Here is a 24128-nt window from a genome sequence, read left to right on the forward strand (position 1 = left end):
AGAGAGGCCGTCAACCCCTATTTCCAACTTTCAATAAAAACACTGCTATCCAGCTACCTATATAAGAAGAACCTTGGAGGGTGCGCATTATATTGCGCAACTCTCCATTCTTCAGCATCATATAGCGCTTGCACCAACTGCCCGCTGACTGGAACACCCCCCCAATGAGCAATAACCTGCGCCCCCTCTCCCACACACTTTTCCCCATTGGACTATTGCTGATTGCCATGGCGTCCATTCAGACAGGGGCGTCGATGGCAAAAACACTGTTCCCTTTAGTAGGAGCACAAGGCACAACCTCTCTCCGGCTGATCTTCGCCAGCGTTATTCTGCTGCTGGTACTTAGGCCTTGGCGTGCCCGATTCACGGCAAAATCACTACGCACGGTCATGTTCTACGGCATCGCACTGGGGGGAATGAATTTCCTCTTCTATATGTCCCTGCGCAGCGTTCCTCTGGGGATAGCCGTGGCGCTTGAATTCACGGGACCACTGGCGGTCGCACTGCTGTCCTCACGCAAGACGCTCGACTTTGTCTGGATCGCACTTGCTGTGACGGGGCTACTCTTGCTGATCCCTACCGGGACAGAAAGCGCGAGCCTGGACATGACTGGCGTAGCCTACGCACTCGGTGCTGGAGTGTGCTGGGCTGGCTACATCTTGTTTGGACAAAAAGCCGGCGAAGACAACGGAATTCAAACCGCTGCACTGGGCGTACTGATTGCGGCGATATTCATCGCCCCGATTGGTGCGGTGCATGCAGGCTGGGCCCTGTTCGACATAGGACTGATTCCTACAGCCATTGGCGTAGCCGTCCTGTCCACCGCGCTTCCCTATAGTCTGGAGATGGTTGCACTGACGCGCATGCCTGCCCGAACATTTGGTACGCTAGCCAGTATTGAGCCAGCATTTGGCGCGCTATCCGGCATGTTGTTTCTTCATGAACACCTGGCGCTTACCCAATGGCTCGCCATTGCGGCAATCATCGCCGCATCTGCGGGCGCAACCCTTACCGCACAGCGCGAACACACACAAATAGTCCCGGCGGACTGAGGACTCTTTTGCTCAAATGTGAGATGTCACTAGCATTTGTAACGATGTTAAGCCATGTTTACGCCATGGCGACGCCCGAGCCTTTAAGGCCACCAGCAGAATGCCAAATCATCTTACTGAGTAATCGTATCCCGGCTGGGCACTGGCACTTTGATAAAGGCCAGGGTAAGGAAAGCAATGAAGTACATTTTTATAGCGCTGACAACACTAATAATCACAGGCTGCGCCGCGACTTCCGCCCCCGTAAAGCAGACCAAGCGGGGGATCCACATCAATTGCTCGGGTCTCTCTTCCTCATGGCAGAGGTGCTACGACACGGCAGCTGATTCCTGCGTTTCGAAGAACTATAGAGTCATTGCCAAATCCGGCGACGGCGTGGAGGACCCCGGCGATTACCCCTTTGGTCTGAACCCTGCGGGCTATACCAGCCGCAGCATGATCATCATCTGCAAGAAGCCGGCAAAGACCGAGTAGAAGGCAACATGGCGGGAGCCACCCTCACTCCCGCCACAGATCCGGTCAGACGGCGACGGTACGCAACCGCAGCCATTCCAGAGCAGTGCCCTGCAACAGCGGGCTCAAACGCTTGTTCACCTCCGCGTGATAGTCGTTCAGCCACATACGCTCGTCCTGCGTCAGCAAATCCAGTTCGAGGCAGCGCGTGTCAATTGGGCACAATGTCAGCGTTTCGAACCTGAGAAAGTCGCCAAACTCGGTACTCTCTGCCTCGCGATTGATCACCAGATTCTCGATCCGCACTCCCCAGCGGCCCGGACGATAAGTACCTGGCTCAATAGACGTGATCATCCCTGGCAACATCGCCGTTTGGGGCGTAGCTGGCGCCTGATAGGCAATGACTTGCGGCCCTTCATGGACGTTCAGGAAGTAGCCGACACCGTGCCCGGTGCCATGCCCATAATTCACACCCTCAGACCAGATAGGTGCCCGGGCAATTGCATCGAGTAGCGGCGACAGAATGCCTTTGGGGAAATGCGTGCGGGACAAGGCGATGAGCCCTTTCAGTACGCGGGTACAGTCGCGTTTTTGCTCCGCACTGGGCGTACCAACTGGCACCATACGAGTAATGTCAGTGGTGCCGCCCAGATACTGCCCTCCAGAATCAATAAGCAACAGACCATCACCCTCGATCTGCGCGTACTCTTGCGGCGTTGCACGGTAATGCGGCATTGCCCCATTGCCATTGAAACCCGCGATCGTCGCGAAGCTTGGACAGATATAGCCCGGACGACGCTGCCGAGCCTGCCCCAGTTTTTCGTCGATGGTCAGTTCACTGACAGCATCATGCCCCAACGCCGAATCCAGCCAGGAGAAAAACTCACACAGTGCCGCGCCGTCTTGTTCCATTGCCTGACGAATGTGCGCGGTATCAGCCTCGCTTTTCTGGGATTTGAACAGCGTGGTTGGGTTCAGCCCTTCCACTAGCGTGACTTCTGCGTCCAGATAATCCAGCAGACCACAGGTTACCCGGGCGGGATCAACCAGCAGACGCGCGTCTTTCGGAACCTCACGCAGCGCCGCGCCGATCTGGGTGTACTCCAGCAAAGTAACGCCGTCCTGCTCGAGGCTGAGTCTCACACCGGCACTCAACTTGCTCGAGTCAACGAACAGGGTGACGCTGTTTGGCCCGATCAAGGCAAAGGAAATGAACACCGGATTGTAGGAAACATCGGAGCCGCGCAGATTGAACAGCCAGGCAATGTCATCAAGCGTGGCAATAAAATGCCAATCCGCACCTCGCTCTGCGATCACCTGACGCAAACGAGCCAGCTTTTCGACACGCCTTACGGAAGCCTGAGGGGGTAGATGCTCGAAAACCTGACTGACGGGCAACGCAGGACGATCAGCCCATAGCTCGGTCAGCAAATCCAGATCAGTGCGCAGCCTTGCACCACGATCATAGAGCTTGCTCGCCAGCGTCCGGGAAGAGGCAACCGCCAACACTGCGCCGTCGACAGCGACCACAGTCTCGGCACTCGCTTGATCAGCAAGCCACTCCAAAGGCCCCTGCTGCCCTGGCTGGAGCTTGACCAGCTCAATGCCGCTACCTGCCAGCTCTTTAGTGGCCTGCTCCCAATAACGACTGTCAGCCCACAAACCGGCGAAGTCCTGAGTGACAATCAACGTCCCCACTGAGCCATGGAAACCCGACAGCCATTGACGCCCTTGCCAATAGCCAGGCAAATACTCGGAAAGGTGTGGGTCAGCCGATGGGACCAGATAAGCATCGATACGCTCGCGGCTCATCAGGGCCCGTGCCTGCGTCAAACGTTGCGCGACCGTTGCACCGGGGTTCGATTGCGTACTCATTGGTTCTCCTGCTGACCCGAAAAATTTTATTCTCTGCGGGCAGATAATGGAGCACCAATCAGGACTGAGCAACCGCCCAGAAAGCAGGCTGGACCCGGGCAGCCCTGATCAGCGCGGCGGCACGCTCGATTTCTTCTTCGGAAGTAAAGCGCCCGAGGCTCAATCGGATGGTCTGACTTGCGGCCTTGGCATCATGACCCAGCGCCAGCAAAACATGCGAAGGGGTATTTTTTGCCGAGTTGCAGGCAGATGTGGAAGAGAAAGCCAGGCCGTTGCCCAAAGCGGCAATATCGAGATCGTTGTCACCAAAAGTCAGGCTCAACGTATGAGGAATTCGCTGGAGCGGATCTCCGTTAATACGCAAACCGGAGATATCGGCCAGCCGTGTACATAACAGCTGGTTCAAATGACGAATATGAGCCGTCTCCTCCTCGAACAGCGTTTGCGCCAGCGCAAATGCCGCGCCCATGCCAGCAATCTGGTGAGTCGCCAGGGTGCCTGAGCGCAGACCGCTCTCATGTCCACCGCCGTGGATCTGCGCCTCTACCCGCCGCTCCGCTCCAGGCCCCACATAAAGAGCACCAATACCTTTAGGGCCATAGACCTTGTGTGCCGAGAACGACATCAGATCCACATCCAGTTCGCCCAGATCAATCCTGACCTTGCCCGCTCCCTGAGCAGCATCGACATGGAACAGAGCCCCGTGCTCGCGCACATGCTTGCCGATTTGCGCAATATCGTTAAGCGTGCCCAGTTCGTTGTTGACGAGCATCAATGAGACCAGAAAGGTGTCCTCACGCAGCGCAGCAACCACTGCCTCCGGGGAGATCAAACCATTGGCGTCAGGCGCCAAAAACGTCACATCAACACCCGCTATCTGCAGTTGATCCGCCGTATCAAGGATCGCCTTGTGTTCGATCTGACTGGTAATAATGTGGCCAGCTGTGCGCCCGCTCCGTTCTGAATGGCCTTGCGCGACACCCTTCAGTGCCAGGTTGTTCGATTCGGTGGCACCCGAAGTCCAGATGATCTGCTCTGGCCGTGCCCCGACCAGATCGGCAACCTGCTGGCGTGCGATATCTACAACGGATCTGGCCTCGCGACCGAAGGCATGAGAGTTGGACGCCGGGTTACCAAAAGTGCCTGACCTGCCCAGGCATTGCACCATGACTTCAATGACACGCTCATCAACGGGAGTGGTAGCAGCGTAGTCAAAATACAGCGCAAGATTTTTCATGAGATCACCTTGAAATGCGCAGCCCGGAAGGCCGGACTGTTTGCGTAATGCGAGCCGCGCTATCTGCGACATTCGGTTCCGAATCCTGCAGACAATGATGCACCATCCTGCATAGACCAAAAAGTAATCAATTATTATTTAGATATTCTATTTTTGAATATAAAGACATCGCGACGAAACGGTTTGATGATATACGCACGATTCATGCCCAACAGCATACCCTTCCCTCTTAATATTACGAGGATGCCCTGAACGCGTTATTGCATCCCCCAGCGCCGAATTCTTTTTACCTGCTTTCAACTGGCTTGAAATAGAGCCTCTGCTCACTGGGACGGCGCTGACTTTATTCCCCCAAAGCTTATTTTATTTCTGTCTTTAACGACTAACTTCTGACGCTAAAAAAGCGGCGACCTACATTCATTACACTGTGTTTAAACAAAGTGTAAGAGCGCCCAAAAACCGTCATCGCACCGAAGCAGTGCATGCGATGTTTTTTTGACTCCTTTAAAAACAACAGGTTAGGCAACATTAAAAACCGCTTATCAAAAATTTAACAGAATGTTGACGAAATAATTTGACAGAAAGCCCGACGCCAACGATATATATGCGTGTCAGACATTTCCTAGCTCGTGCAGCGTTGCCAAAGAGCAATGCGCTGGAATTGTCGAGCCGACACATCTCTTAATTGCCTCATGTTAGTTATTTGCACGGCGCATTCCTGCGCCGGTGGCCGTCCTTTGATTAACAGAAAATCGCTCAACTGCTGAACGTAGTCGAGGGGCGGTAGCGTGGCCTGCAAACTGCGCCACGTATTGATTAGTTAATCAGATACCTGCAATGCGCTGTTGAAGTTGCCACGTACTGGATCAGCGGATTCGGGCGGTAGCGTGGATGAACGTCCAGAACAGTTGACGCCCCCCGGCCAGCCGCCTGGTTTTCGCTCAGCGATCTCCACTTCAATATCAAGGATTGATTGATGCCATCTTCATTTGCCATGGACCCGCAGCGGATCAAGCAAATCACCGAGCAGATCGACGCTCAGGGTTTCAGCCAGATAAGCGGAGCCCTCGACGCCAACGAACTGCAGTTGATACGCGCCTACACCGAAACGCAGGCCGGGCTGCATCAAGGCGAATACTTTGCTCACCACGGTGAGAAGTTGCTCTCGCAAAGCCCCTTGGCAGCACTGTGGGATTCTGGTGACTTCCGGCAAATGCTGGCCAGCCTTTATCACTCCGCCACCGGCGTAGAGTCAGCCAGCCTGCAGATTTTCCCGGTATTGCGCTGTGTTCAGGGCAATCAGGGCCGTCGTGAATCCAACTGCTTTCATTTCGACGCCAGCCTGGTAACGGTCCTGGTACCGGTGTTCATCCCTACGGAAGGAGATGAGCGAGGTGACCTGATGCTGTTTCCCAACCTGCGCAACGTGCGACGCAACGCGATATTCAATGCCATTGAAAAAGCCCTGGTGCAAAACCCCTTCAGCCGCAAGTTGCTGGTCATGGCTATCGAGCGGGGCTGGCTGAAGCCCGAAACACTGACGCTCAAACCCGGCGACATCTACGTGTTCTGGGGCTACCGAACTCTCCACGCCAATAAGCCGTGTGGCCCAAACGTTACCCGGGCGACAGCCATCTTCCATTTTGGTGACCCGCATGCAGGCAGCCTGACTACCCGGCTGATCCTGCAGATCAATCAGCGTCGTGCCCGACGCGCCAGCCGCAAGGCAGGTAATCGCTCATCAGAAGTAACACCCGGCAAATCGCTCTGACCCCTGCGTTAAACGTCAAACATGGAGGCTTCGATGATCAACGTCACTAAAACCTATCTGGGCGATATCGGTAAGTTTAAGACTTATGTGGAAGGTATTTATGCCCGCGGCTGGCTGACTAACCATGGCCCTTTGGTCAATGAACTGGAAGAACGGCTCAAGGATTATCTGGGCGTAAAACATATCATTCTGACCAACAACGGTACGTTGGCGCTGCAAGTGGCTTATCGCGCACTGAAGCTGAGCGGCAGTGCAGTCACCACCCCGTTCAGCTTCGTCGCCACCAGCAGTTCACTGCAGTGGGAAGGCATACGGCCGCTGTTCGCTGATATTGATCCCGGCACCTGGAACATCTCACCGGCACACATTGAAAGCCGGATTGAAGCCGACACCACCGCCATTGTCGGCACCCATGTGTTCGGCAATCCTTGTGCGGTCGAACATATCGAACAGATAGCCCTCAAGCACAAACTTAAAGTGGTTTACGACGGCGCTCACGCATTTGCCGTGCGCCATGCGGGTCAATCGGTACTCAACTGGGGCGATGTCAGCACCTTGAGTTTCCATGCGACCAAACTGTTCCACACCATTGAAGGTGGCGCGATCATCACCAACGATGACGAAATCGCCAAACGCGCCTACCTGCTCTGCAACTTTGGTATTGCGGACGTCGACAAGATTGATGGCATTGGCATTAACGCCAAGCTCAACGAATTCTCTGCGGCCATGGGGCTGTGCATTCTTGATGACATCGAGAACATTCTCGAAGAACGCGCCGAGATCGCCTATCGCTATACCTCGCGACTGGAAAATTATCTGGACCTGCAACAGACCCAGCCCGATAGCCAGCTCAACCATAGCTACTACCCGGTTGCCCTGCGCGACGAACAACAACTGCTGCGAGTGCGCACTGCACTGAATCAACGGAATATCAACCCGCGCCGGTACTTCTACCCATCACTGGATACGCTTGAGTATCTCCAGCCTCAGGTTCCACAACCCGAGTCCCGTGCATTAAGCGAGCGCGTGATGTGTCTGCCGATTTACCCCGGCTTGCAGAAAAGTGATCAGGAAAAGGTCATCGGTACCCTGATCGAAGAGTGCAGTGTCAGCAGCGTGCACTATCGCAGCCCACTGATCGCTCAGGCTATTTAGTCGCCATGACGAAGAGCCGCTCGGTCATCCGTAATACCGTATTGAACTACGCCGGACAGGCCTACGTTCTGCTGGTGGGCATTTTGATCATGCCTTTCTACCTCGGCCATCTCGGCGCCGAGGCCTATGGTTTGATCGGCTTTTTCGCCGTGCTGCAGGCCTGGTTACTGCTCCTCGACGCGGGCTTGTCACCTAGCCTGGTGCGTGCTGTCGCCCACCAGCAGGGTACGCGTGCCCGTGAGCGCAGTTCAGGGCAATTGCTTCGTTCGTTCGAAATCATTTTTCTGCCGATGGCGTTGCTTTGCTGCATCGGCATTTATCTGAGCAGCCCGTGGATTGCGTTGCAGTGGCTCAATGCAAAAGAGCTCGAACCGCAGACGCTGATTCACTGCATCAGCCTGATGGGGCTAGTCGTCGCCCTGCGCCTGTATGCGACGCTGTACAAAAGTGGTATCCAGGGCCTTGAGCAACACGCCTGGCTAAACATCGCCAACATCATCATCGCAACCGTGCGCTATTTCGGCGGCCTGTTGCTGGTCAGCACCTACTCTCAGGACCCCGAAGACTTCTTTGAATTTCAGGTTCTGGTAGGCCTGATCGAGACCCTGATCTTTGCGGTCCGTGCCTATCAGCAGATGCCTACCCCGCACCTGCTCACTGGCTTCAACTGGTTACTGGTCAAGCCGATCATCCCCTTTGCGGCCAGCATGACGCTGACCTCCGTGCTGTGGATTGTCTTGACCCAGATGGACAAGGTGCTGCTCTCGGATCTGCTGCCACTGGATGAGTACGGCTATTTCTCACTGGTCGCGCTGGTCACTACCGGCATCATGATGCTCACCAATCCTCTGGTGCAGGCCTTGTTACCACGCATGACGGTGCTCGTGGCAGAAGGTCGACAAGCCGAGATGCACGCCTTGCTACTCGCGGCCAATCGTTTTGCCTGCACGTTTCTGTTTCCTCTGTCTGCACTGATCGGCTTGCACGGCAAGTACCTGATCTACGCCTGGACAGGTGACTGGGTCGCTGCCCAATGGAGCCATCAGATCCTCTGCTGGTACTCGCTGGGCAGCGCGATCATGGCGATCAGCGCCTTTCAGTTCTATCTGCAATACGCCTATGGGCAGATACGCCTGCATGTCTGGTACAGCCTGATTTCCGCCATCGTCACCGTACCGGTGATGTTTTTCGCCATCCGTTATCAAGGCGCTTACGGCGCAGCCGTGGCCTGGTTTCTATTGCGCGGAGTGTCGTTTGCCGTCTGGCCAATGATCGTCCATCACACCCTGGCGCCTGGCATTCACCCGCAGTGGCTGCGGGACGTCCTGCGCATCGGCGTGATGACAGGCGTCGGCCTGACGCTCAGCGAGCCTTTGTTCCTGCTGATAGCCGGTGATGATCGTCTGAGTATCTTTCTGGGGTTGGCAGCCAGCGGCCTGATCACGCTGCTCATCGTGGCCGCCAGTGACAAACCTCTGGCAACAAAAATTTTCGTCTTGTTCAGCAAACCGAGTACATGAGCCATGGATGAGAGAACAAAAACTGCACCCGGCGCACCGCCCTTATTGAGCATCGTGTGCCCGGCCTACAACCAGGAAGCTTTTATCGCTCAGACACTGGACAGCTTTCTCGCTCAGCAGACGACCTTCAATTTCGAAATTCTGATCAACGACGACGCGTCCACCGATGGCACCGCACGGATCATCGCTGAGTACACCCAACGCTACCCGCACATCATCCGGCCGTTCTATGAGCAGGTGAATCAGTATCAGCATGGCCGGCCCTGCGTTCCCGGCCTGTTTGCCAAGGCACGCGGTCACTACATCGCCTATTGCGAAGCCGATGACTACTGGACAGATCCGCGCAAACTGCAGATCCAGGTGGATTTCCTCGAAGCTAATCGTGACTACGTGATGACCTATCACGACGCAATGGCTTTCGACGAAAACGGCCCGCGAGGCATTCAGTTGCAAGGCAAGCTGCGCGCCGATGCCAGCGCTGTGGACCTGCAGAAGGCTCGACCGATTTCGACCCTGACCGTGTGCTTTCGCAACGTACTCACCAACATGCCCCCAGAACTGCTGATGCCTGTCGCCCCGCTCAATGACATGTGCTGGTGGTCGCTGCTGGGCGCATTTGGCAAAGGCAAGTTCCTGGCAGAGATCAAACCTGCCGCCTACCGGGTGCATCCGGGGGGGATTTTTTCCATGCGCAGCAACAAACGCAAATTGCACATGAGCCTGCAGACCAATAGCAGCCTGGCCAACTACTACCAGCGCATCGGCAATCAGGAGTTGTATGAGTACTTCCTGACGCAGGTCTTTTGTCTTTCTCTGTCAGCGCTCGGTCCGATGCACAAATTTCAAGCATTGCTCATGGCCATCCGCAACATGAGCGTCAACCTCGGCAAGCGGTTGTTGCCCTCTGTCAGCAAAGGCCATGTTCAGTAACGTTCTGGTGATCTGCGTTGGCAACATCTGCCGCAGCCCCATGGCTGAGGCACTGTTGCTCCAGCGTGCTGCGCCGCATGTGCAAGTGTCTTCGGCGGGTACTCACGCCATGGTGGATTCACCCATGGACCCGCTGGCACAGGCCGTACTGCACATGCATCAGGTCCCGACAACCCGGCATCAGGCCCGCCAGATAGACCGGGCCTCGCTGCACAGGGCCGACCTGATCCTGCTGATGGAACCCGCCCAACTCAACAGTGTGTTGAAGCTGGCCCCGGAAGTGCGCGGCAAAACGTTTCTGATTGGCAAATGGCAACAACAGCTGGAAATCGCCGACCCCTATCGGCAACCACAATTAGCCTTTGAACAGACCTACGAGCAGCTCTCGAGATGCGTCGACGACTGGCTACCTTTTCTTCAGTCAGGAGAAACAAGATAAATGACCGCTATGAACCGCTCTTCCCTGGACTACTACCAGGACTCCCGGATCGATTTGGCAACTATCTTGCGCACACTATTCGACCACAAGGGCCTGATCATATTGATCGTCGGCCTCTTCAGTCTGGCTGGCGTGGCCTATGCAGTGCTCTCCACGCCGATCTATCAGGCCAACGCAATGATTCAGATCGAGCCGAAAAAAATCGGCATCGAGGGTACACCCGAGGTCTCCGGCAAACCCATGTCTGTGTCTCAAGCCACCACTGAAATCGAACTGATCAAATCGCGGGCTGTGCTGGGTAAAGTCGTCGAAGACCTCAAGCTGAATATCGTCCAGCGCCCAAAACTCTTTCCGGTCATCGGCCCTTACCTGAACCGCACCTTCAGCCCGGAAGCCAATAATGCGCTGGCTGAACCCATGTTCGGTCAGGCGGCCTACGCCTGGGGCGGAGAAAAAATCGATGTCTTCCAGCTCGATGTACCCGAAGAGCTGCTGGGCGAGGGATTGATTCTGGTGGCGGGCAAACCGGGCTTCTTTTCCCTCTATGACGAAGATCGCAAGCTGATCCTCAGCGGCGCCATCAATCAGACCGTCGAAGGCAAAGGCACGAAAATCCAGGTGGCCACACTCAACGCTCGGCCTGGCACCGAATTCATCGTTGCCAAACTGCGCACCCTGACCGCTGCGCTGATTTATCAGGACCGCCTGAAGATTACCGAAGCAGGCAAAGACTCCGGCATCATCTACCTGGCCATCCAGGACCCTGATCCGGAGAAAGCCAACCATATCCTCAACGAAGTCAGCCGCCTGTATGTGCGTCAGAACGTCGAGCGCAGCTCGGCCGAAGCTGCGCAACGCCTTGAGTTCCTGCGCTCGCAATTGCCAGGCGTGCGCAAACAGCTGGAAGACTCGGAAATGGCGCTGAACGATTTCCAGACCAGCGCCAAGTCAGTAGACCTGAGCATCGAAACCAAGGGCGTTCTGGATCAAGTCGTGAAGCTGGACTCGATGCTTTCGGAACTCAAGCTCAAGCGCGTCGAAATCGAACGCCTGTACACCCGCGAGCACCCGACTTATCGGGGCCTGATGAACCAGATGAGTCAGCTCGAAGCACAGAAACAAGGCCTGCTGAAGAAGATCGAAGCCTTGCCAGTGACACAACAGGAACTGCTGCGCCTGACCCGCGACATGCAGGTGACCAGCCAGACCTACACCTTGATGTTGAACAAGAGCCAGGAGCAGGACATTCTCCGTGCAGGCAGCATCGGTAACGTGAGGATCATCGACAACGCCGACGCCAACGTCGAGCAGCCGGTGAAACCGATGAAAAAGCTCATCGTTCTGCTCGCGGCAATGCTCGGTATCGTCGTCGCAGTGGCCACTGTGTTCGTCCGCCAGGCTTTCTACCGTGGTGTGGAGAACCCTGAAATCATCGAAAACATCGGCATGCCGGTTTACGCATCGCTGCCTTACTCCCGCCAGCAGGACAGACTGGAAAAAAACAGTCAGGGGCGCAGCAAGGAATCGAAGCTGCTGAGCGTTTCAGCACCGACCGAACTGGCCATCGAGTCCTTGCGCAGCCTGCGCACCAGCCTGCATTTCGCAATGCTGGAGGCCCGCAACAACGTACTGATGATTTCCAGCCCGTCGCCCGGCGCAGGCAAGTCTTTCGTGTCCAGCAACCTGGCCGTGATCATTGCCCAGGCTGGCAGACGCGTGCTGTTGATCGATGCTGATATGCGCAAAGGCTATCAACACAAAATCTTCGGCCTGACCCCCAAGCACGGGTTGTCCGACACCCTGGCCGCCCGGGTTAAAAGCACAGAAGTCATCAATCACACCGAAGTGCGAAATCTGGATTTGATGTCCTGCGGCTTCAATGCGCCCAACCCGTCAGAACTGTTGATGCACGATAACTTCAACAAAATGCTCGCTGAACTCTCCCCGCTCTATGACCTGATTCTGGTCGACACGCCGCCCATTCTTGCCGTCACCGACGCCACGCTGGTGGGTCGTCAGGCGGGCACCTGTCTGCTGGTGACCCGCTTTGGCCTGACCACGGTGAAGGAGATCGAGGCCTGCAAACGGCGGCTTGGCCAGAACGGCGTGATTATCAAAGGCGCGATATTCAACGGCGTGCTGCGCAAGGCATCCACAGCCGACTACGACTGCGCGGCCTACGGCTACAACTACAGCCCTGTAAGAAAGTGATCCGCAGGTAACAGCCCCACCTCCCCCGCACGCTCAAGGAGTTACAGATGGCACGGACTATTGCAATGATGCAGCCTTATCTCTTCCCCTACCTGGGCTACTTTCAACTGATTGCCGCAGCGGATGTCTTCGTCCTCGGCGATGACTTGCAATACATCCGTTCCGGCTGGGTCAATCGCAATCGCATCCTGCAGAACGGCGAAGCAAAGCTCATCACGTTCCCGCTCAAGCGAGACAGCTTCGATCTGCCGATCATGAAGCGTCATCTGGCTGACAACTTCAGCGAAGAAGCCGATCGACTGATCAACCTGATCACCCAGAGCTACCGCAAGGCGCCCTACTTCGCTCAGGTCATGCCTTTCCTGGAGCGCCTGATTCGTTTCCCGCAACAGAATCTCGCCCTGTACACCGAACACGCGATTCGCGAGATGTGCGCTTATCTGCATATCGTCACGCCCATCCTGCGCGGTTCAGACCTCAAGCTGGTGTCCTGCCTCGACAAACAGGACCGCGTGATCAATATCGCCCGCACCTTCGCTGCGACCACCGTGCTCAACCCCATCGGCGGCGTCGATCTGTACGACCGGGACCACTTCGCCCGTCACGGGCTGTTGCTGCGCTTTTTCAAAATGGACCCGATTGTCTACCGGCAATTGAATCAGCCTTTCGTACCCAGCCTGTCGATCATCGACGTACTGATGTTCAACTGCGTTGAGCAGGTTCAGGCGATGTTCGCCTGCTTCAGCCTCTGCGACGGTATACCGAACCCCGAAGCCCAGTTGCTGGCTGAACTGACCCGCCAGGTCGAGATCAGCTCCATCGTCCCTGCCCACGTTGCTGCGGAGTAACGGCCATGTCATTCGATAGCCCCGCTCGCTGGTACCTGATCCAGACCAAACCTCGCCAGGAAGCACGCGCAGAGGAACACCTGCAACGCCAGAACTTCGAGTGCTACCGCCCTCTGAAGTCGGCAGAGCTGAAAAAGCGCAACGCTCGACCGACGGCTGAAGAGGAGTTGTTCCCCGGCTACCTGTTCATTCGCATGGATCAGGTCCACGACAACTGGTACCCGATCCGCTCCACCCGGGGAGTGGCCAGAATCGTGACCTTCGGTGGGCATCCGGTGCCGGTGCAGGATGAATTGATCGAACAGATCCGTCTGCGCTTGAGCACTCCCGCCCCAAGGCTCGAATTCAAACAAGGCGAGCATGTGCTGATCAAGGCTGGCGAGCTCTGCGACATCGAAGCGATCTTCCTGGCCTGCGATGGCACGGAGCGCGCCGTGATCTTGCTCAACCTGCTGCAACGCGAACAGAAAGTGGTGCTGCCGATCAGCAGCCTGCTGCGGATGGAAGCGCGGGTTTGATTGCATCGCACTATTTGCGGTGCCTCTATCGCGAGCAAGCTCTGCTCCCACAGGTTTGATGTGCCCCGAGGCTGGCGCCATCCAGCGCTCTGAATCCTTACCGGAATCTCACCATGACTCAACTCACAACGCTGGTGACGCTCACCTATGGTGATCGCTACAACTACCTGCATACGCTGGTCAGCCGTTCGCTGGAGAGCCCGCTGATTGACCGGGTGATCATCGTCAGCAATGCCTCGGTCGCGCCGCTGGAAAATCTCTGCAGGCTTTGGCCGGATCAGGTCAAGGTGATTCATTTGCAGAGCAACACAGGCTCGGCCAAAGGCTATTCGGTCGGTATTCAGGCGGCACTGGACGCTGGCGCCGAATACATCTGGTTGATGGATGACGACAACGCTCCGACGATAAATGCCATCGCCACCCTGCATCAAAGCCTGCGCCAGCGTCAGGCCATTGATGGCGCGGATAAAGCGGCGGTGCTGGGCTTTCGCCCCACTCATCAGGCCGACATCGCAGCCGGCGTCCCGCGCCGCTTTGCTATCCAGCGACGCTCAAGTTTCTTCGGATTTCACATAGCACAGCTGCCTTACAAAATCTGGCGGCGTTTGCCTTGGGGCCAGCCACAGGGCAAGTACAAGAAAATCGAAACCGTGCAGCTACCATTCGCCACTTATGGCGGACTGCTCGCCCATCGCAGCCTTTATCAACGCATCGGGCTGCCGCTGGATGCACTGATGCTCTACGCCGACGACAGTGAATACACCTGGCGTATCACCGCCGCGGGTGGGCGTATTTTTCTTGTGCCGGAAGCGTTGCTCGATGACCTTGAGGACTCGTGGAACATCAAGGCGCGCACCAGCAATATCTATGAAAGTTTTTTGCTGGGCGGCTCGGATCTTCGCGCTTATTACGGGGCACGCAATCAGGCCTGGTTCGATAAAAATATATGGGCCTCATCGGCACTGCTCTACAGCTTCAACCGCTGGATATTCTTTCGCCTGTTACGCCTGATTGCCAAACGCCGCGGTGCGGAACAACGCCTGAGCCTGATCGAAAAAGCCATCGCTGACGGTGAGTCGGGCGTATTGGGCCTGCACAAGTCGTATCCGCTATGAAGGCCCTTTTCATTAACAGCCTGTATGCCCCGGATATCGGTGGCGGCGCAGAAATCATCCTGCAGCGTACCGTCGAAGGCTTGCAGCAACGCGGCCATGAAGTGGTGGTACTCGCCACCGGCCCGCAGTCGGGGCTTACCGAGGAAACGGTCAACCTGGTGAAGGTTTATCGTGCCGGTTTGCGTAACTTCTACTGGCACTTCAGCGCCCAGCGCCCCGGCAGGCTGGCACGACTGGGCTGGCACCTGCGTGACCGTTACAACGTCGGCATGCGTGACTACGTGAAACAGGTGATTGATCTGGAAAAACCCGATCTGGTGGTCTGTCATAACCTCACCGGCTGGTCGGTCTCTGCCTGGGACGAGATCACCGCCGCCGGATTACCGATCGTTCAGGTACTGCATGATCTCTACCTGCTATGTCCCGGCAGCACCATGTTCAGTAGAGGCCATAGCTGCAAGACCCAATGCGGCCGCTGCGAACGCTTTCGCAAGGGGCACGATGCGCGCTCAGCGCAGGTCAATACGGTCGTGGGCGTCAGCCGCTTCATGCTCGACACCTTACAAGCGCAGGGCTACTTCAAAGGTGCCCGCGGCTATGTGGTGCATAACGCCAGTCCTGCCCCAGCCTTGCCGATCAAACTCAAAAACGCAGAGCCCGTCACCAAACGTACACCGCTGCGCTTCGGCTATATGGGCACGTTATCGGAACCCAAAGGGCTGCGTTGGCTGATCGAGCAGTTTCAGCAACTGCCGATCGACGCGACCTTGCAGATTGCCGGCCGAGGCCAGCTCAGCGATGAAGAGCGTTTCAAGGCTTTGGCACATTCGCCCCGAATAAGCTTCGTCGGTTACCAGGCACCTGAAGATTTTTACAAGCAGATCGACGTCGCGATCGTGCCATCGATCTGGAGCGAACCCTTCGGCATGGTGGCCGTTGAAGCCTGCGCCTGGTCGGTCCCGGTGATTGCCAGCCGTATGGGCGGTTTGCCGGAGATTATTCAGGATCAGCTCAACGGCTTGTTGTGCAGCCCCGACGACCCGGACTCTCTAGGGGTTGCGATGCTCAGGTTGCATCAACAACCCGAGTTGCTGGCCCGTCTGAGCGCCCAGGCTCGTATCAGCGTGTCGTCATTGACCGATCTGGACCTGATGCTCGACAGCTACGAAAGCATTCTCGCCCAAACGTTGCTGGACAGTACCGCACGCCCGATCAGGCCGTATGCGCCACGCCCGGCCTGAAACGCCGGTGCTCGCCCGAACACGCAGTGTTATCCATCGGCCCGTGACTAACCGAGCCAGTTTACTGGCGCTCCGGACCGTGCCTCTTCATTGAGACAAAACATGTCCCAGCACACTCGCGCCTCGTCAAGAAAGCCTCTGACGTTGTTTCTCTTGAGCCTGATATTCAGTTGCACCGCGACAGCAGAAGAACGCTTCATTATTGGTGTCGCTACGCATTTGATGAACAAGAACGGCCCCTCGGCAAAAACGCTGCAAATGCTTGAAGCTGCCGGGGTCGACTCGGTGCGCGACGATGCTTACTGGTCGGTAGCCGAACCGCGTCGTGGACAGTTGCATATCGACCTCAATTGGCAGACATACCTGAGCAAAGCTCGGGAGCACAAACTCAGGCCCCTGCTGGTACTGGGTTACGGCAACCCAAACTACGGCAACTATGCCAAGCCTCGTTATCCGCCGATCAAGCAAGGGTTCGGCAATTACGTGAAATTCATTAGCCGTGAACTGGCCGATAGCGTGGATTTTTATGAGGTCTGGAACGAGTGGGATAAGGAAAATCCGGTCGATGAGGCCTTCGCCCGCGACTACAGCAATCTGATTGAAGAAACCGCCAGTAACCTGCGTCAGCAGAAGAAACCGGTGACGATTCTCGCTGGCGCGGTGACCAGCCAGGGCATGGACCTGGGATTTGCCGACCGCCTCCTGTCGGCTGGATTGCTAAACCACGTGGATGGCCTGTCCTTGCATCCTTATGTGCATTGCCGCCACGAAGAACGGCATACCCCGGAACGCTGGATTGCCTGGCTGCGCTGGATTGACGCCGACCTCAGAGCGCTGGTCGCAAGACCTGTTCCGCTGTACCTGACAGAGATGGGCTGGCCCAGCAACAGCGGCAAATGCGGCGTGAGCGAAGAGACCCAGGCGGCCTATCTGGCCCGCAGTTTCTTCCTCGCCCAGACGCTGCCGGACATCAAAGGTTTGTGGTGGTACGACTTGCTTGACGATGGCAAGGACACCAGTGACCCGGAGCAGAATTTTGGTTTGCTCAATCAGGACCTGACGGTCAAACCGGCGTACCTGACGCTGAAGGCCATCAGCCCGTTTCTGCATGACTACCGGTACGACGCGGAAAAGAGTCGAGAACTGGATAACGCTTACCTGCTGCGCTTCAACAAAGGATCCGAGCAGATTCTGGTCGCCTGGACCACCGGACACCGACGCTCGATTCCAGTCGATGCCAGCAGTGTTCAGGCTGGCAACGTCTTGATCGTCGACAGCGGCCAACCGGAACGCGGTCAGCTGGACACCGGTATCCCCTGGAACTGCAACGACAGCCGCTGTTCCGCCCTGGTACCGATCAACGAATTTCCCAGGGTTATCCGCCTGGGCAGCAAGCCACCGCTGTTTGCACGGTGATAGCTCTGAATTGAAATGCATGTTCTGCAGGAGATAGCGTTGTGTTCCCCACATAACGCTGTCGCGAAGCAAACATCGGACCTGTAGGAGCTCACCGAGGTTACGAGGCCAGTGATCGCGGAGCATCAGGCAAACCGCGATCGCTGGCCTCGTAACCTCGGTGAGCTCCTACAGGATTGGGTTCAATCCGGAAGAATTGCATCTCCCACAGTTCAGCGCATGCAGCAAAACCTAACCACCTCCCCATCCTGCGCAGAGACCTTTGCCGATGATCGTCATCAATGCCCGCTTTCTTACCCAGGAGCTGCGTGGGGTTCAGCGCTTTGCGGAACAGACCTGTCTAGCGCTCAAACAACTGCGCAACGACCTGGTTTTCGTCGCACCCCACGGGATAAAAATGAGCGAAAGCGCCAAGGCACTGGATGTGCAGTGCATCGGGCATAACCAGGGACACCTGTGGGAACAACTGGATTTGCCGCTGTACCTGATGCGCAAAGGGCGGCCACTGTTGGTTTCGCTGTGCAGCACAGCACCGATGTTTTACGCCAACCAGATCGCAACGCACCACGACATCAACTACGTGCGCCACCCTCAAAGTTACTCGCGGATGTTCCGCACGGTATATCGAACCGTGACCCCGATTCTATTGTGGCGCCTCAAATCGTTGATCACCGTCAGTAACTTCTCACGTAGCGAAATCGCCCAGTTCTATGGCTACCCGGAAAAACGCATATTCGTGGTACCCAATGCGACCAGCGATGCATTTCGGCCCGACGCTGCACCTGAAGAAAAACCGCGTTATCTGTTGGCCGTGTCTTCACCCAGCGCGCACAAGAACTTCAACCGGATGATTCAGGCATTCATGAGCCTGCGCGGCCATAACGACTTGCAGCTACATATCGTGGGTGCCGCCAGCGAAATCTTCGCCGCCCCTGAACTGCAACGCCTGGCGTGCCGTGACCCGAGAATCCGCTTTCTCGGGCGACTCAGCGATGCTGAGTTGATCAAGCAGTATCAGGGTGCGACCGCATTTGTCTTTCCATCGCTCTATGAAGGTTTCGGGATCCCGCCACTGGAAGCCCAGGCCTGCGGATGCCCGGTGCTGGCCGCTAACGCCGCGTCCATTCCAGAAGTGTTGCAAGCCAGCGCACTGTATTTCGACCCACTGGACGTTTCCCATATGGCATCGGCCATGGAGCGCATTCTGACCGACATGCCGTTGCGCCAGGCGTTACGTCGCCGGGGTCTGAGCAATGTCGGACGTTTTTCCTGGGAAGACTCGGCCCGGCGAGTGTCGCAGCGTATCGATGCGCTGGCACACAGCGACACACCCTCCGGCCAGACATCGCCGGCCGTTGAATCGACCTCTGGCAAGTCCTGACATGAAACGCCTGGCCTATCTTGATGCCCTGCGCGGCATTGCCGCGTTGCTGGTGGTGTTCACTCACCTCTACGCGCCACTGCTCGGCGATGTCTGGCTGCTTCGCGAACTGCTGGATGTCGGCAAGCTCGGAGTGCTGTGGTTCTTCATGATCAGCGGCGTGGTGATCCCCTTCAGCCTGCGCCCTGGTCCCGACGGGGCACGGCGCTTCGTGATTTCCCGCGTCATGCGGCTGTACCCGGCTTACTGGCTGTCCTTGCTGGTTTACCTGACGATGTTGCAGCTCTCTGGCGCGCTGTTTCCGCCCTGGCCACAAATTGTCGCCAACGTGAGCATGGTGCAGGCGTTACTGGGCTTCGATGACGTGATCGGACTGTACTGGACGCTGTTCATCGAAATGGTGTTTTACGGCCTGTGTCTGCTGCTGTTTCTCACCGGCAAGCTGTATGACCTCGGGGTGCGGACACGCTGCTCGTTGGGCATGCTGGCGCTGGGTCTGGTGCTGGCCATTCTCCGGGAACTGACCGAGCGCAAAGTGCCGGTGGCCCTGCCGCTGGCCTTGTCACTGATGTTCTTTGGCTCGATCTGGCGTCAGTGGCTGCTGGGCGAGCACAGCCGTCAATTGACCCGCTGCCTGATCACCGTGCTGGGCGCCTATGCGCTGTTATTGCCGCCCATTCTCCTACTGGCTTACGGCGAGAACCTTATAGAAGGGGAAGCTGGCGGACGCTACCTGTTCACGTACACCGCAGCGATTGTCAGTTTCCTGTTGCTGACCCGCAGTGTCCGGCTCGATCAACCGGTCCTGGTCTGGCTCGGTAGTATCAGCTACTCGCTGTACCTGCTGCATCCGTCAATGCTGATGCTGGCCGAGTACCTGTTGCGCGGCCTGCCGTTATCACCGTTGTACGCCGCCGTGCTGGCGACCTTACTGACCCTGGGTATCGCCCACTTGTCCTTCCGCTGCATCGAAACGCCATTTATCCAGTGGGGCAAACGCCTCAACAATCGCCACGCCAAGACGCAGACAGCCCGCGCCTGATGTAGAGCCTGTGCATACAGAAGGGAACCTCCATGAGAATCGCAATAGTCCACGACTGGCTGGTGACGTACGCCGGTGCCGAACGAGTACTGGCGTCACTGATCAACATCTGGCCGCAGGCCGATCTGTTTTCAGTCATCGATTTTCTCAGCGACAAGGATCGTGAGCACCTGCATGGCAAAGTCGCGAAGACCACCTTTATTCAGCGGTTACCCAAAGCCAGAACTCACTATCAGCGTTACCTGCCGCTTATGCCGCTCGCCATTGAACAGCTCGACCTGTCGGGTTACGACCTGATTATCAGCAGCAGCCACGCGGTAGCCAAAGGTGTGCTCAGCGGCCCGGATCAGTTGCACGTCAGCTACGTGCATTCGCCCATTCGCTACGCCTGGGATCTGCAACATCAATACTTGCAGGAGTCGGGCATGAGCACCGGCTTCAAGAGCAAAGTCGCGCGAATGATCCTGCACTACATCCGTATGTGGGATCAGCGCACCTCGTCGGGCGTCGACGACTTCATCGCCAACTCGCATTTCATTGGCGGGCGTATTGCCAAAGCTTACCGCCGCGAATCCACGGTGATTTACCCGCCAGTGGATACCGTCAACTTCACCCTGCAAGACAGCAAACAGGACTACTACTTCACTGCATCGCGAATGGTGCCTTACAAGCGCATGCCGATGATCATCGAAGCGTTTGCGGCGATGCCGGACAAGCGCCTCATCGTCATCGGTGACGGTCCGGAAATGGCCAGGGCAAAGCTGATTCATGCGCCCAACGTCACGCTGTTGGGCTTTCAGCCGTTTGCGGTGTTGCTGGAACACATGCGCAATGCCAAAGCCTTTGTTTTTGCCGCCGAAGAGGATTTCGGCATCAGCCCGGTCGAAGCTCAGGCCTGTGGTACCCCGGTGATTGCCTTCGGCAAGGGCGGCGTACTGGAAACCGTTTGCGGCCTGGACCATCCACAACCGACTGGCGTGTTCTACGAGCAACAAACGGTGTCATCGCTGGTCGCCGCTGTCGGCGAGTTCGAAGCGGCGCATGCCCGTATCACAGCTCAGGCCTGTCGCGCCAACGCTGAACGTTTCAGCGGTCAGCTCTTCGAGGAAGAAATGAAAAACTTCGTCGAAAGTCGCCTCGCTGCAGCGCGCCTCGCACGCCAGCCTGCCCAATACAAAATGCCCCAGGCGTCGCCCATTCTGGTCAGCAACGAGCAGACCGCACGTGTCATTCCGATCAAATCCGTCTGAGCGAGCACTGTCCATGCGTACTCCCGTTCGCGGCATTCTTCACGCGCATCAATCCTTGTTGTCGGTCGCCCATCGCCTGCTTGATTTGACGGTCATCGTGCTGGGCGGTTACTGGCAGAGCCAACTGAACCCCGGTACATCCAGCGCCGAGGCCTGGATTCAGATACTGCTGGCGGTGCTGGTGTTTCACTGGCTCAGTGAGTATCACCAGATGTACGGTTCATGGCGTGGCGAGAGAATCCTGCGTGAGCTGATCAAGGTGTTCACTTACTGGGCCGTCACCTTCGTGGTGCTGTTGTCCGTGGACTACCTGCTGCTCAATCACGCCAACATGCCCGATAACGCCCAGATGACTTGGTTTGCGTCGGTGCTGGCGGTGCTTTGCGGCTATCGCCTGCTGATCCGCAGCGCACTGCATGGTTTGCGGCGGCGCGGCTTCAATACCCGGCGAGTGGCGATTGTCGGTAGCGGCCAGGTCGGCGTTCGACTGGCTCGGTCGATCTCCAGCGCGCCCTGGATGGGCCTGCGGGTGCTGGGCTTTTATGACTTGCCAAAAGCTGCGGTAGAAGCCAGCGAACCCGATCCGGACATCGTGGTACTCGGCGATCTGCAACAGTTGATCAATGACGCCCGCGATGGCCGGATAGACAAGGTTTACATCACCCTGGCGCTCACCGCCCAGCCCCACGTTCAGGATCTGGTCAAAGGGCTAAGCGACACGACGGCTTCGGTGTACCTGATTCCGGATGTATTCATGTTCGAACTGCTGCATGCGCGCAGCGAGAGCATCAATGGGCTGGCCAGCATCAGTATTTTCGACTCACCCATGGATGGCGCCTGGAGCCTGGTGAAGCGCGTCGAAGACATCGTATTGTCCAGCGTCATCCTGGCCATGATCGCCCTGCCCCTGCTGCTGATTGCAGCCGCAATCAAGCTGACGTCGCCCGGCCCGGTGTTGTTTCGTCAGCGCCGTTATGGTTTGGACGGCAGACCCATCATGGTCTGGAAATTCCGCAGCATGAGCGTGCAGGAAAACGGCGACGTGGTGACTCAGGCGACTCGCAACGATGCCCGCGTCACGCCTTTGGGCGCATTTTTACGACGCACTTCGCTGGACGAGCTACCGCAGTTCTTCAATGTATTACGCGGCGATATGTCCATCGTCGGTCCGAGGCCACACGCGGTGGCGCACAACGAGCAGTACCGCAAGCAGGTCAGTGGCTACATGCTGCGCCACAAGGTCAAGCCGGGCATTACCGGTTGGGCGCAGATCAACGGCTGGCGTGGTGAAACAGACACGCTGGACAAGATGCAGAAGCGCGTCGAATACGACCTGGAATACATCGAACACTGGTCGCTGTGGCTGGACCTGAAAATCATTCTGCTGACCCTGTTCAAAGGCTTTCTGCACAAGAACGCCTTCTGACTTTTCCCCCTGTTCAATCATCGCAACAGCCCAGGCCGACCGGCACTGGAGGAGGTGCGTGCATCTATCAAAAAGACAACGAAACACTCGGTGTTGGTAAGGGAAGCAATGAAATCACTGTGGTGCCAACGCACCTTTAGGAAGGAACAATATATGAAGCTAACCCTAGCTGTTGTGCTGCTCTCCAGTCTGATTTTGCAAGGCTGTGCATTTGCACCCGGGCAGCACATGACCCCAGGAGACATTCAGGCAAAAGATCCGGACGGTCCGGATGTTCAATTGGTACAGATCACTCCACAAACCCTCAAACAGCAAAAACAACAAGCGGCGGCCAGTGCCAAGCCGCTGCCCGCCGAACTGCTCAACTACAAAACGCCTGAATATGTCGTCGGTCCTGGCGACACCTTGCTGGTGATCGTCTTTGAGCACCCTGAGTTGACAGCGCCTGGCTCACAGGACCAACTCGACGCCAACAGCCGGGAAGTATTGAGCGACGGCACGCTCTATTTTCCTTATGTGGGCAGAATCCAGGCCGGTGGCAAGACCGTCGGACAGATCCGCGAGCAACTGCGCATGGGGTTGTCGCCGCAGTACACCGAGGTCAAGGTTGACGTCAAAGTACTGCGTTACAACAGCCAGCGCATCCTGCTCTCGGGTTCGTTCAAAAGCCCCGGTCCCCAGCCAATCACCAATATCCCGTTGAGTCTGGTCCAGGCCATCAGCACCGCTGGCCTCGACCTGACCGACGCCAACCTCGCAGGGCTGACGCTGCGCCGCGACGGCAAGGATTACGTGATCGACGTCGACTCGTTGAACCGCAAGGATTCACAACTGAGTAAGGTCTTCCTGAAAAACGGCGATTATCTGCACTTGAACAGCAACTCCAAGAACAAGATCTACGTGCTGGGTGAAGTCCAGCGTCCGCAGGTCATTTCTTTCGGCACCACCAGCGTGACCCTGCTCGAAGCATTAGGTAATTCCGGCGGCCTGAGCCCGGACAGCGCCGACGGTGATGCGGTGTACGTGATCCGCGGTGCTGAAAACCAGACCAACGCCCGTTCAACGGTCTATCACCTGCTGGCGAAAAAACCGACAGCCTATCTGTTGGCCAAAGAGTTCGAGCTTCAGGCCCAGGACGTGATCTTCGTCGGTCCGGCGGACATCACTCGCTGGAGCCGTTTTGTCAGCCAGTTGCTTGGCTCGGCCAACGTCATTCAGACCGGTGCCGCTTTCAGAAACTGATACCGC

At 56.8% G+C, this 24128-nt stretch carries 20 protein-coding genes; 18 read left to right on the forward strand and 2 right to left on the reverse strand.

Features of this window, described 5'->3' with window-relative positions:
• Positions 1-164: 164 nt before the first annotated feature.
• Positions 165-1052 carry a threonine/homoserine exporter RhtA gene (gene rhtA / locus AUC61_RS23345; RefSeq protein ID WP_243248537.1) on the forward strand — a complete coding sequence of 296 codons (888 nt, stop codon included), beginning with the start codon at positions 165-167 and terminating at the stop codon, positions 1050-1052.
• A gap of 177 nt (positions 1053-1229) precedes the next feature.
• On the forward strand, positions 1230-1526 hold the full coding sequence (locus tag AUC61_RS23350; RefSeq protein ID WP_243248538.1) for a hypothetical protein: 297 nt from the start codon (positions 1230-1232) through the stop codon (positions 1524-1526).
• A 45-nt stretch (positions 1527-1571) separates the two neighbouring features.
• Here the strand turns inward: AUC61_RS23350 and AUC61_RS23355 are convergent, their stop codons facing one another.
• Entirely contained in the window at positions 1572-3380 is a 1809-nt protein-coding gene (locus AUC61_RS23355) for an aminopeptidase P family protein (RefSeq protein WP_243248539.1), read from the reverse strand.
• A 58-nt stretch (positions 3381-3438) separates the two neighbouring features.
• A complete protein-coding gene (locus tag AUC61_RS23360) occupies positions 3439-4617 on the reverse strand; it encodes a cysteine desulfurase family protein (protein ID WP_243248540.1) in 1179 nt (392 codons plus the stop codon).
• Positions 4618-5593: 976 nt separating this feature from the next.
• On the opposite strand from AUC61_RS23360, the gene AUC61_RS23365 reads away from it, so the two are divergent.
• The 16 genes from AUC61_RS23365 (at position 5594) to AUC61_RS23440 (ending at position 24122) form a co-directional block, all read left to right on the forward strand.
• Positions 5594-6388, forward strand: coding sequence for a hypothetical protein (locus AUC61_RS23365; RefSeq protein WP_243248541.1), 795 nt, complete (start codon positions 5594-5596; stop codon positions 6386-6388).
• Between the two features lie 33 nt (positions 6389-6421).
• Complete coding sequence (locus AUC61_RS23370) at positions 6422-7543, forward strand: DegT/DnrJ/EryC1/StrS family aminotransferase (RefSeq protein ID WP_243248542.1); 1122 nt, start codon at positions 6422-6424, stop codon at positions 7541-7543.
• A 5-nt stretch (positions 7544-7548) separates the two neighbouring features.
• Positions 7549-9063: a lipopolysaccharide biosynthesis protein gene (locus AUC61_RS23375; protein WP_243248543.1), complete on the forward strand. Its 1515-nt coding sequence runs from the start codon at positions 7549-7551 to the stop codon at positions 9061-9063.
• A gap of 3 nt (positions 9064-9066) precedes the next feature.
• Positions 9067-9993: a glycosyltransferase family 2 protein gene (locus AUC61_RS23380; protein ID WP_243248544.1), complete on the forward strand. Its 927-nt coding sequence runs from the start codon at positions 9067-9069 to the stop codon at positions 9991-9993.
• Positions 9983-10432 (forward strand): low molecular weight protein-tyrosine-phosphatase, encoded by a 450-nt coding sequence (locus AUC61_RS23385; protein WP_243248545.1) that lies wholly within the window; start codon positions 9983-9985, stop codon positions 10430-10432. Before AUC61_RS23380 ends, AUC61_RS23385 begins: the two co-directional genes overlap by 11 nt.
• Positions 10433-12643 carry a polysaccharide biosynthesis tyrosine autokinase gene (locus AUC61_RS23390; protein ID WP_243248546.1) on the forward strand — a complete coding sequence of 737 codons (2211 nt, stop codon included), beginning with the start codon at positions 10433-10435 and terminating at the stop codon, positions 12641-12643.
• 47 nt (positions 12644-12690) lie between these two features.
• Positions 12691-13491 carry a WbqC family protein gene (locus tag AUC61_RS23395; protein ID WP_243248547.1) on the forward strand — a complete coding sequence of 267 codons (801 nt, stop codon included), beginning with the start codon at positions 12691-12693 and terminating at the stop codon, positions 13489-13491.
• Positions 13492-13496: 5 nt separating this feature from the next.
• Positions 13497-14009: a transcription/translation regulatory transformer protein RfaH gene (rfaH, locus tag AUC61_RS23400; RefSeq protein ID WP_243248548.1), complete on the forward strand. Its 513-nt coding sequence runs from the start codon at positions 13497-13499 to the stop codon at positions 14007-14009.
• 113 nt (positions 14010-14122) lie between these two features.
• Complete coding sequence (locus AUC61_RS23405; protein WP_243248549.1) at positions 14123-15124, forward strand: glycosyltransferase; 1002 nt, start codon at positions 14123-14125, stop codon at positions 15122-15124.
• Positions 15121-16365, forward strand: coding sequence for a glycosyltransferase family 4 protein (locus tag AUC61_RS23410; RefSeq protein WP_243248550.1), 1245 nt, complete (start codon positions 15121-15123; stop codon positions 16363-16365). The genes AUC61_RS23405 and AUC61_RS23410 overlap by 4 nt, the downstream gene beginning before the upstream one ends.
• 102 nt (positions 16366-16467) lie before the next feature.
• Entirely contained in the window at positions 16468-17781 is a 1314-nt protein-coding gene (locus tag AUC61_RS23415; protein WP_243248551.1) for a hypothetical protein, read from the forward strand.
• 268 nt (positions 17782-18049) lie between these two features.
• The gene (locus AUC61_RS23420) at positions 18050-19162 is read left to right on the forward strand and encodes a glycosyltransferase family 4 protein (RefSeq protein ID WP_243248552.1); all 1113 of its coding nucleotides are present in this window, start codon (positions 18050-18052) and stop codon (positions 19160-19162) included.
• 1 nt (position 19163) lies between these two features.
• Positions 19164-20204, forward strand: coding sequence for an acyltransferase family protein (locus AUC61_RS23425; protein ID WP_243248553.1), 1041 nt, complete (start codon positions 19164-19166; stop codon positions 20202-20204).
• Between the two features lie 32 nt (positions 20205-20236).
• A complete protein-coding gene (locus AUC61_RS23430; protein WP_243248554.1) occupies positions 20237-21454 on the forward strand; it encodes a glycosyltransferase family 4 protein in 1218 nt (405 codons plus the stop codon).
• 13 nt (positions 21455-21467) lie between these two features.
• Entirely contained in the window at positions 21468-22880 is a 1413-nt protein-coding gene (locus tag AUC61_RS23435) for an undecaprenyl-phosphate glucose phosphotransferase (protein WP_243248555.1), read from the forward strand.
• Positions 22881-23033: 153 nt separating this feature from the next.
• Positions 23034-24122 carry a polysaccharide biosynthesis/export family protein gene (locus AUC61_RS23440; protein WP_243248556.1) on the forward strand — a complete coding sequence of 363 codons (1089 nt, stop codon included), beginning with the start codon at positions 23034-23036 and terminating at the stop codon, positions 24120-24122.
• Positions 24123-24128: the final 6 nt, after the last annotated feature.

This window comes from Pseudomonas maioricensis (assembly GCF_022790535.1).
GTDB lineage: Bacteria > Pseudomonadota > Gammaproteobacteria > Pseudomonadales > Pseudomonadaceae > Aquipseudomonas > Aquipseudomonas maioricensis.

Excerpts from the sequence above, each read along its gene's own strand:
- rhtA (WP_243248537.1), top strand. The coding sequence starts at position 165 with ATGAGCAATAACCTGCGCCCCCTCTCCCACACACTTTTCCCCATTGGA.
- AUC61_RS23350 (WP_243248538.1), top strand. The coding sequence starts at position 1,230 with ATGAAGTACATTTTTATAGCGCTGACAACACTAATAATCACAGGCTGC.
- AUC61_RS23355 (WP_243248539.1), bottom strand. The coding sequence starts at position 3,380 with ATGAGTACGCAATCGAACCCCGGTGCAACGGTCGCGCAACGTTTGACG.
- AUC61_RS23360 (WP_243248540.1), bottom strand. The coding sequence starts at position 4,617 with ATGAAAAATCTTGCGCTGTATTTTGACTACGCTGCTACCACTCCCGTT.
- AUC61_RS23365 (WP_243248541.1), top strand. The coding sequence starts at position 5,594 with ATGCCATCTTCATTTGCCATGGACCCGCAGCGGATCAAGCAAATCACC.
- AUC61_RS23370 (WP_243248542.1), top strand. The coding sequence starts at position 6,422 with ATGATCAACGTCACTAAAACCTATCTGGGCGATATCGGTAAGTTTAAG.
- AUC61_RS23375 (WP_243248543.1), top strand. The coding sequence starts at position 7,549 with ATGACGAAGAGCCGCTCGGTCATCCGTAATACCGTATTGAACTACGCC.
- AUC61_RS23380 (WP_243248544.1), top strand. The coding sequence starts at position 9,067 with ATGGATGAGAGAACAAAAACTGCACCCGGCGCACCGCCCTTATTGAGC.
- AUC61_RS23385 (WP_243248545.1), top strand. The coding sequence starts at position 9,983 with ATGTTCAGTAACGTTCTGGTGATCTGCGTTGGCAACATCTGCCGCAGC.
- AUC61_RS23390 (WP_243248546.1), top strand. The coding sequence starts at position 10,433 with ATGACCGCTATGAACCGCTCTTCCCTGGACTACTACCAGGACTCCCGG.
- AUC61_RS23395 (WP_243248547.1), top strand. The coding sequence starts at position 12,691 with ATGGCACGGACTATTGCAATGATGCAGCCTTATCTCTTCCCCTACCTG.
- rfaH (WP_243248548.1), top strand. The coding sequence starts at position 13,497 with ATGTCATTCGATAGCCCCGCTCGCTGGTACCTGATCCAGACCAAACCT.
- AUC61_RS23405 (WP_243248549.1), top strand. The coding sequence starts at position 14,123 with ATGACTCAACTCACAACGCTGGTGACGCTCACCTATGGTGATCGCTAC.
- AUC61_RS23410 (WP_243248550.1), top strand. The coding sequence starts at position 15,121 with ATGAAGGCCCTTTTCATTAACAGCCTGTATGCCCCGGATATCGGTGGC.
- AUC61_RS23415 (WP_243248551.1), top strand. The coding sequence starts at position 16,468 with ATGTCCCAGCACACTCGCGCCTCGTCAAGAAAGCCTCTGACGTTGTTT.
- AUC61_RS23420 (WP_243248552.1), top strand. The coding sequence starts at position 18,050 with ATGATCGTCATCAATGCCCGCTTTCTTACCCAGGAGCTGCGTGGGGTT.
- AUC61_RS23425 (WP_243248553.1), top strand. The coding sequence starts at position 19,164 with ATGAAACGCCTGGCCTATCTTGATGCCCTGCGCGGCATTGCCGCGTTG.
- AUC61_RS23430 (WP_243248554.1), top strand. The coding sequence starts at position 20,237 with ATGAGAATCGCAATAGTCCACGACTGGCTGGTGACGTACGCCGGTGCC.
- AUC61_RS23435 (WP_243248555.1), top strand. The coding sequence starts at position 21,468 with ATGCGTACTCCCGTTCGCGGCATTCTTCACGCGCATCAATCCTTGTTG.
- AUC61_RS23440 (WP_243248556.1), top strand. The coding sequence starts at position 23,034 with ATGAAGCTAACCCTAGCTGTTGTGCTGCTCTCCAGTCTGATTTTGCAA.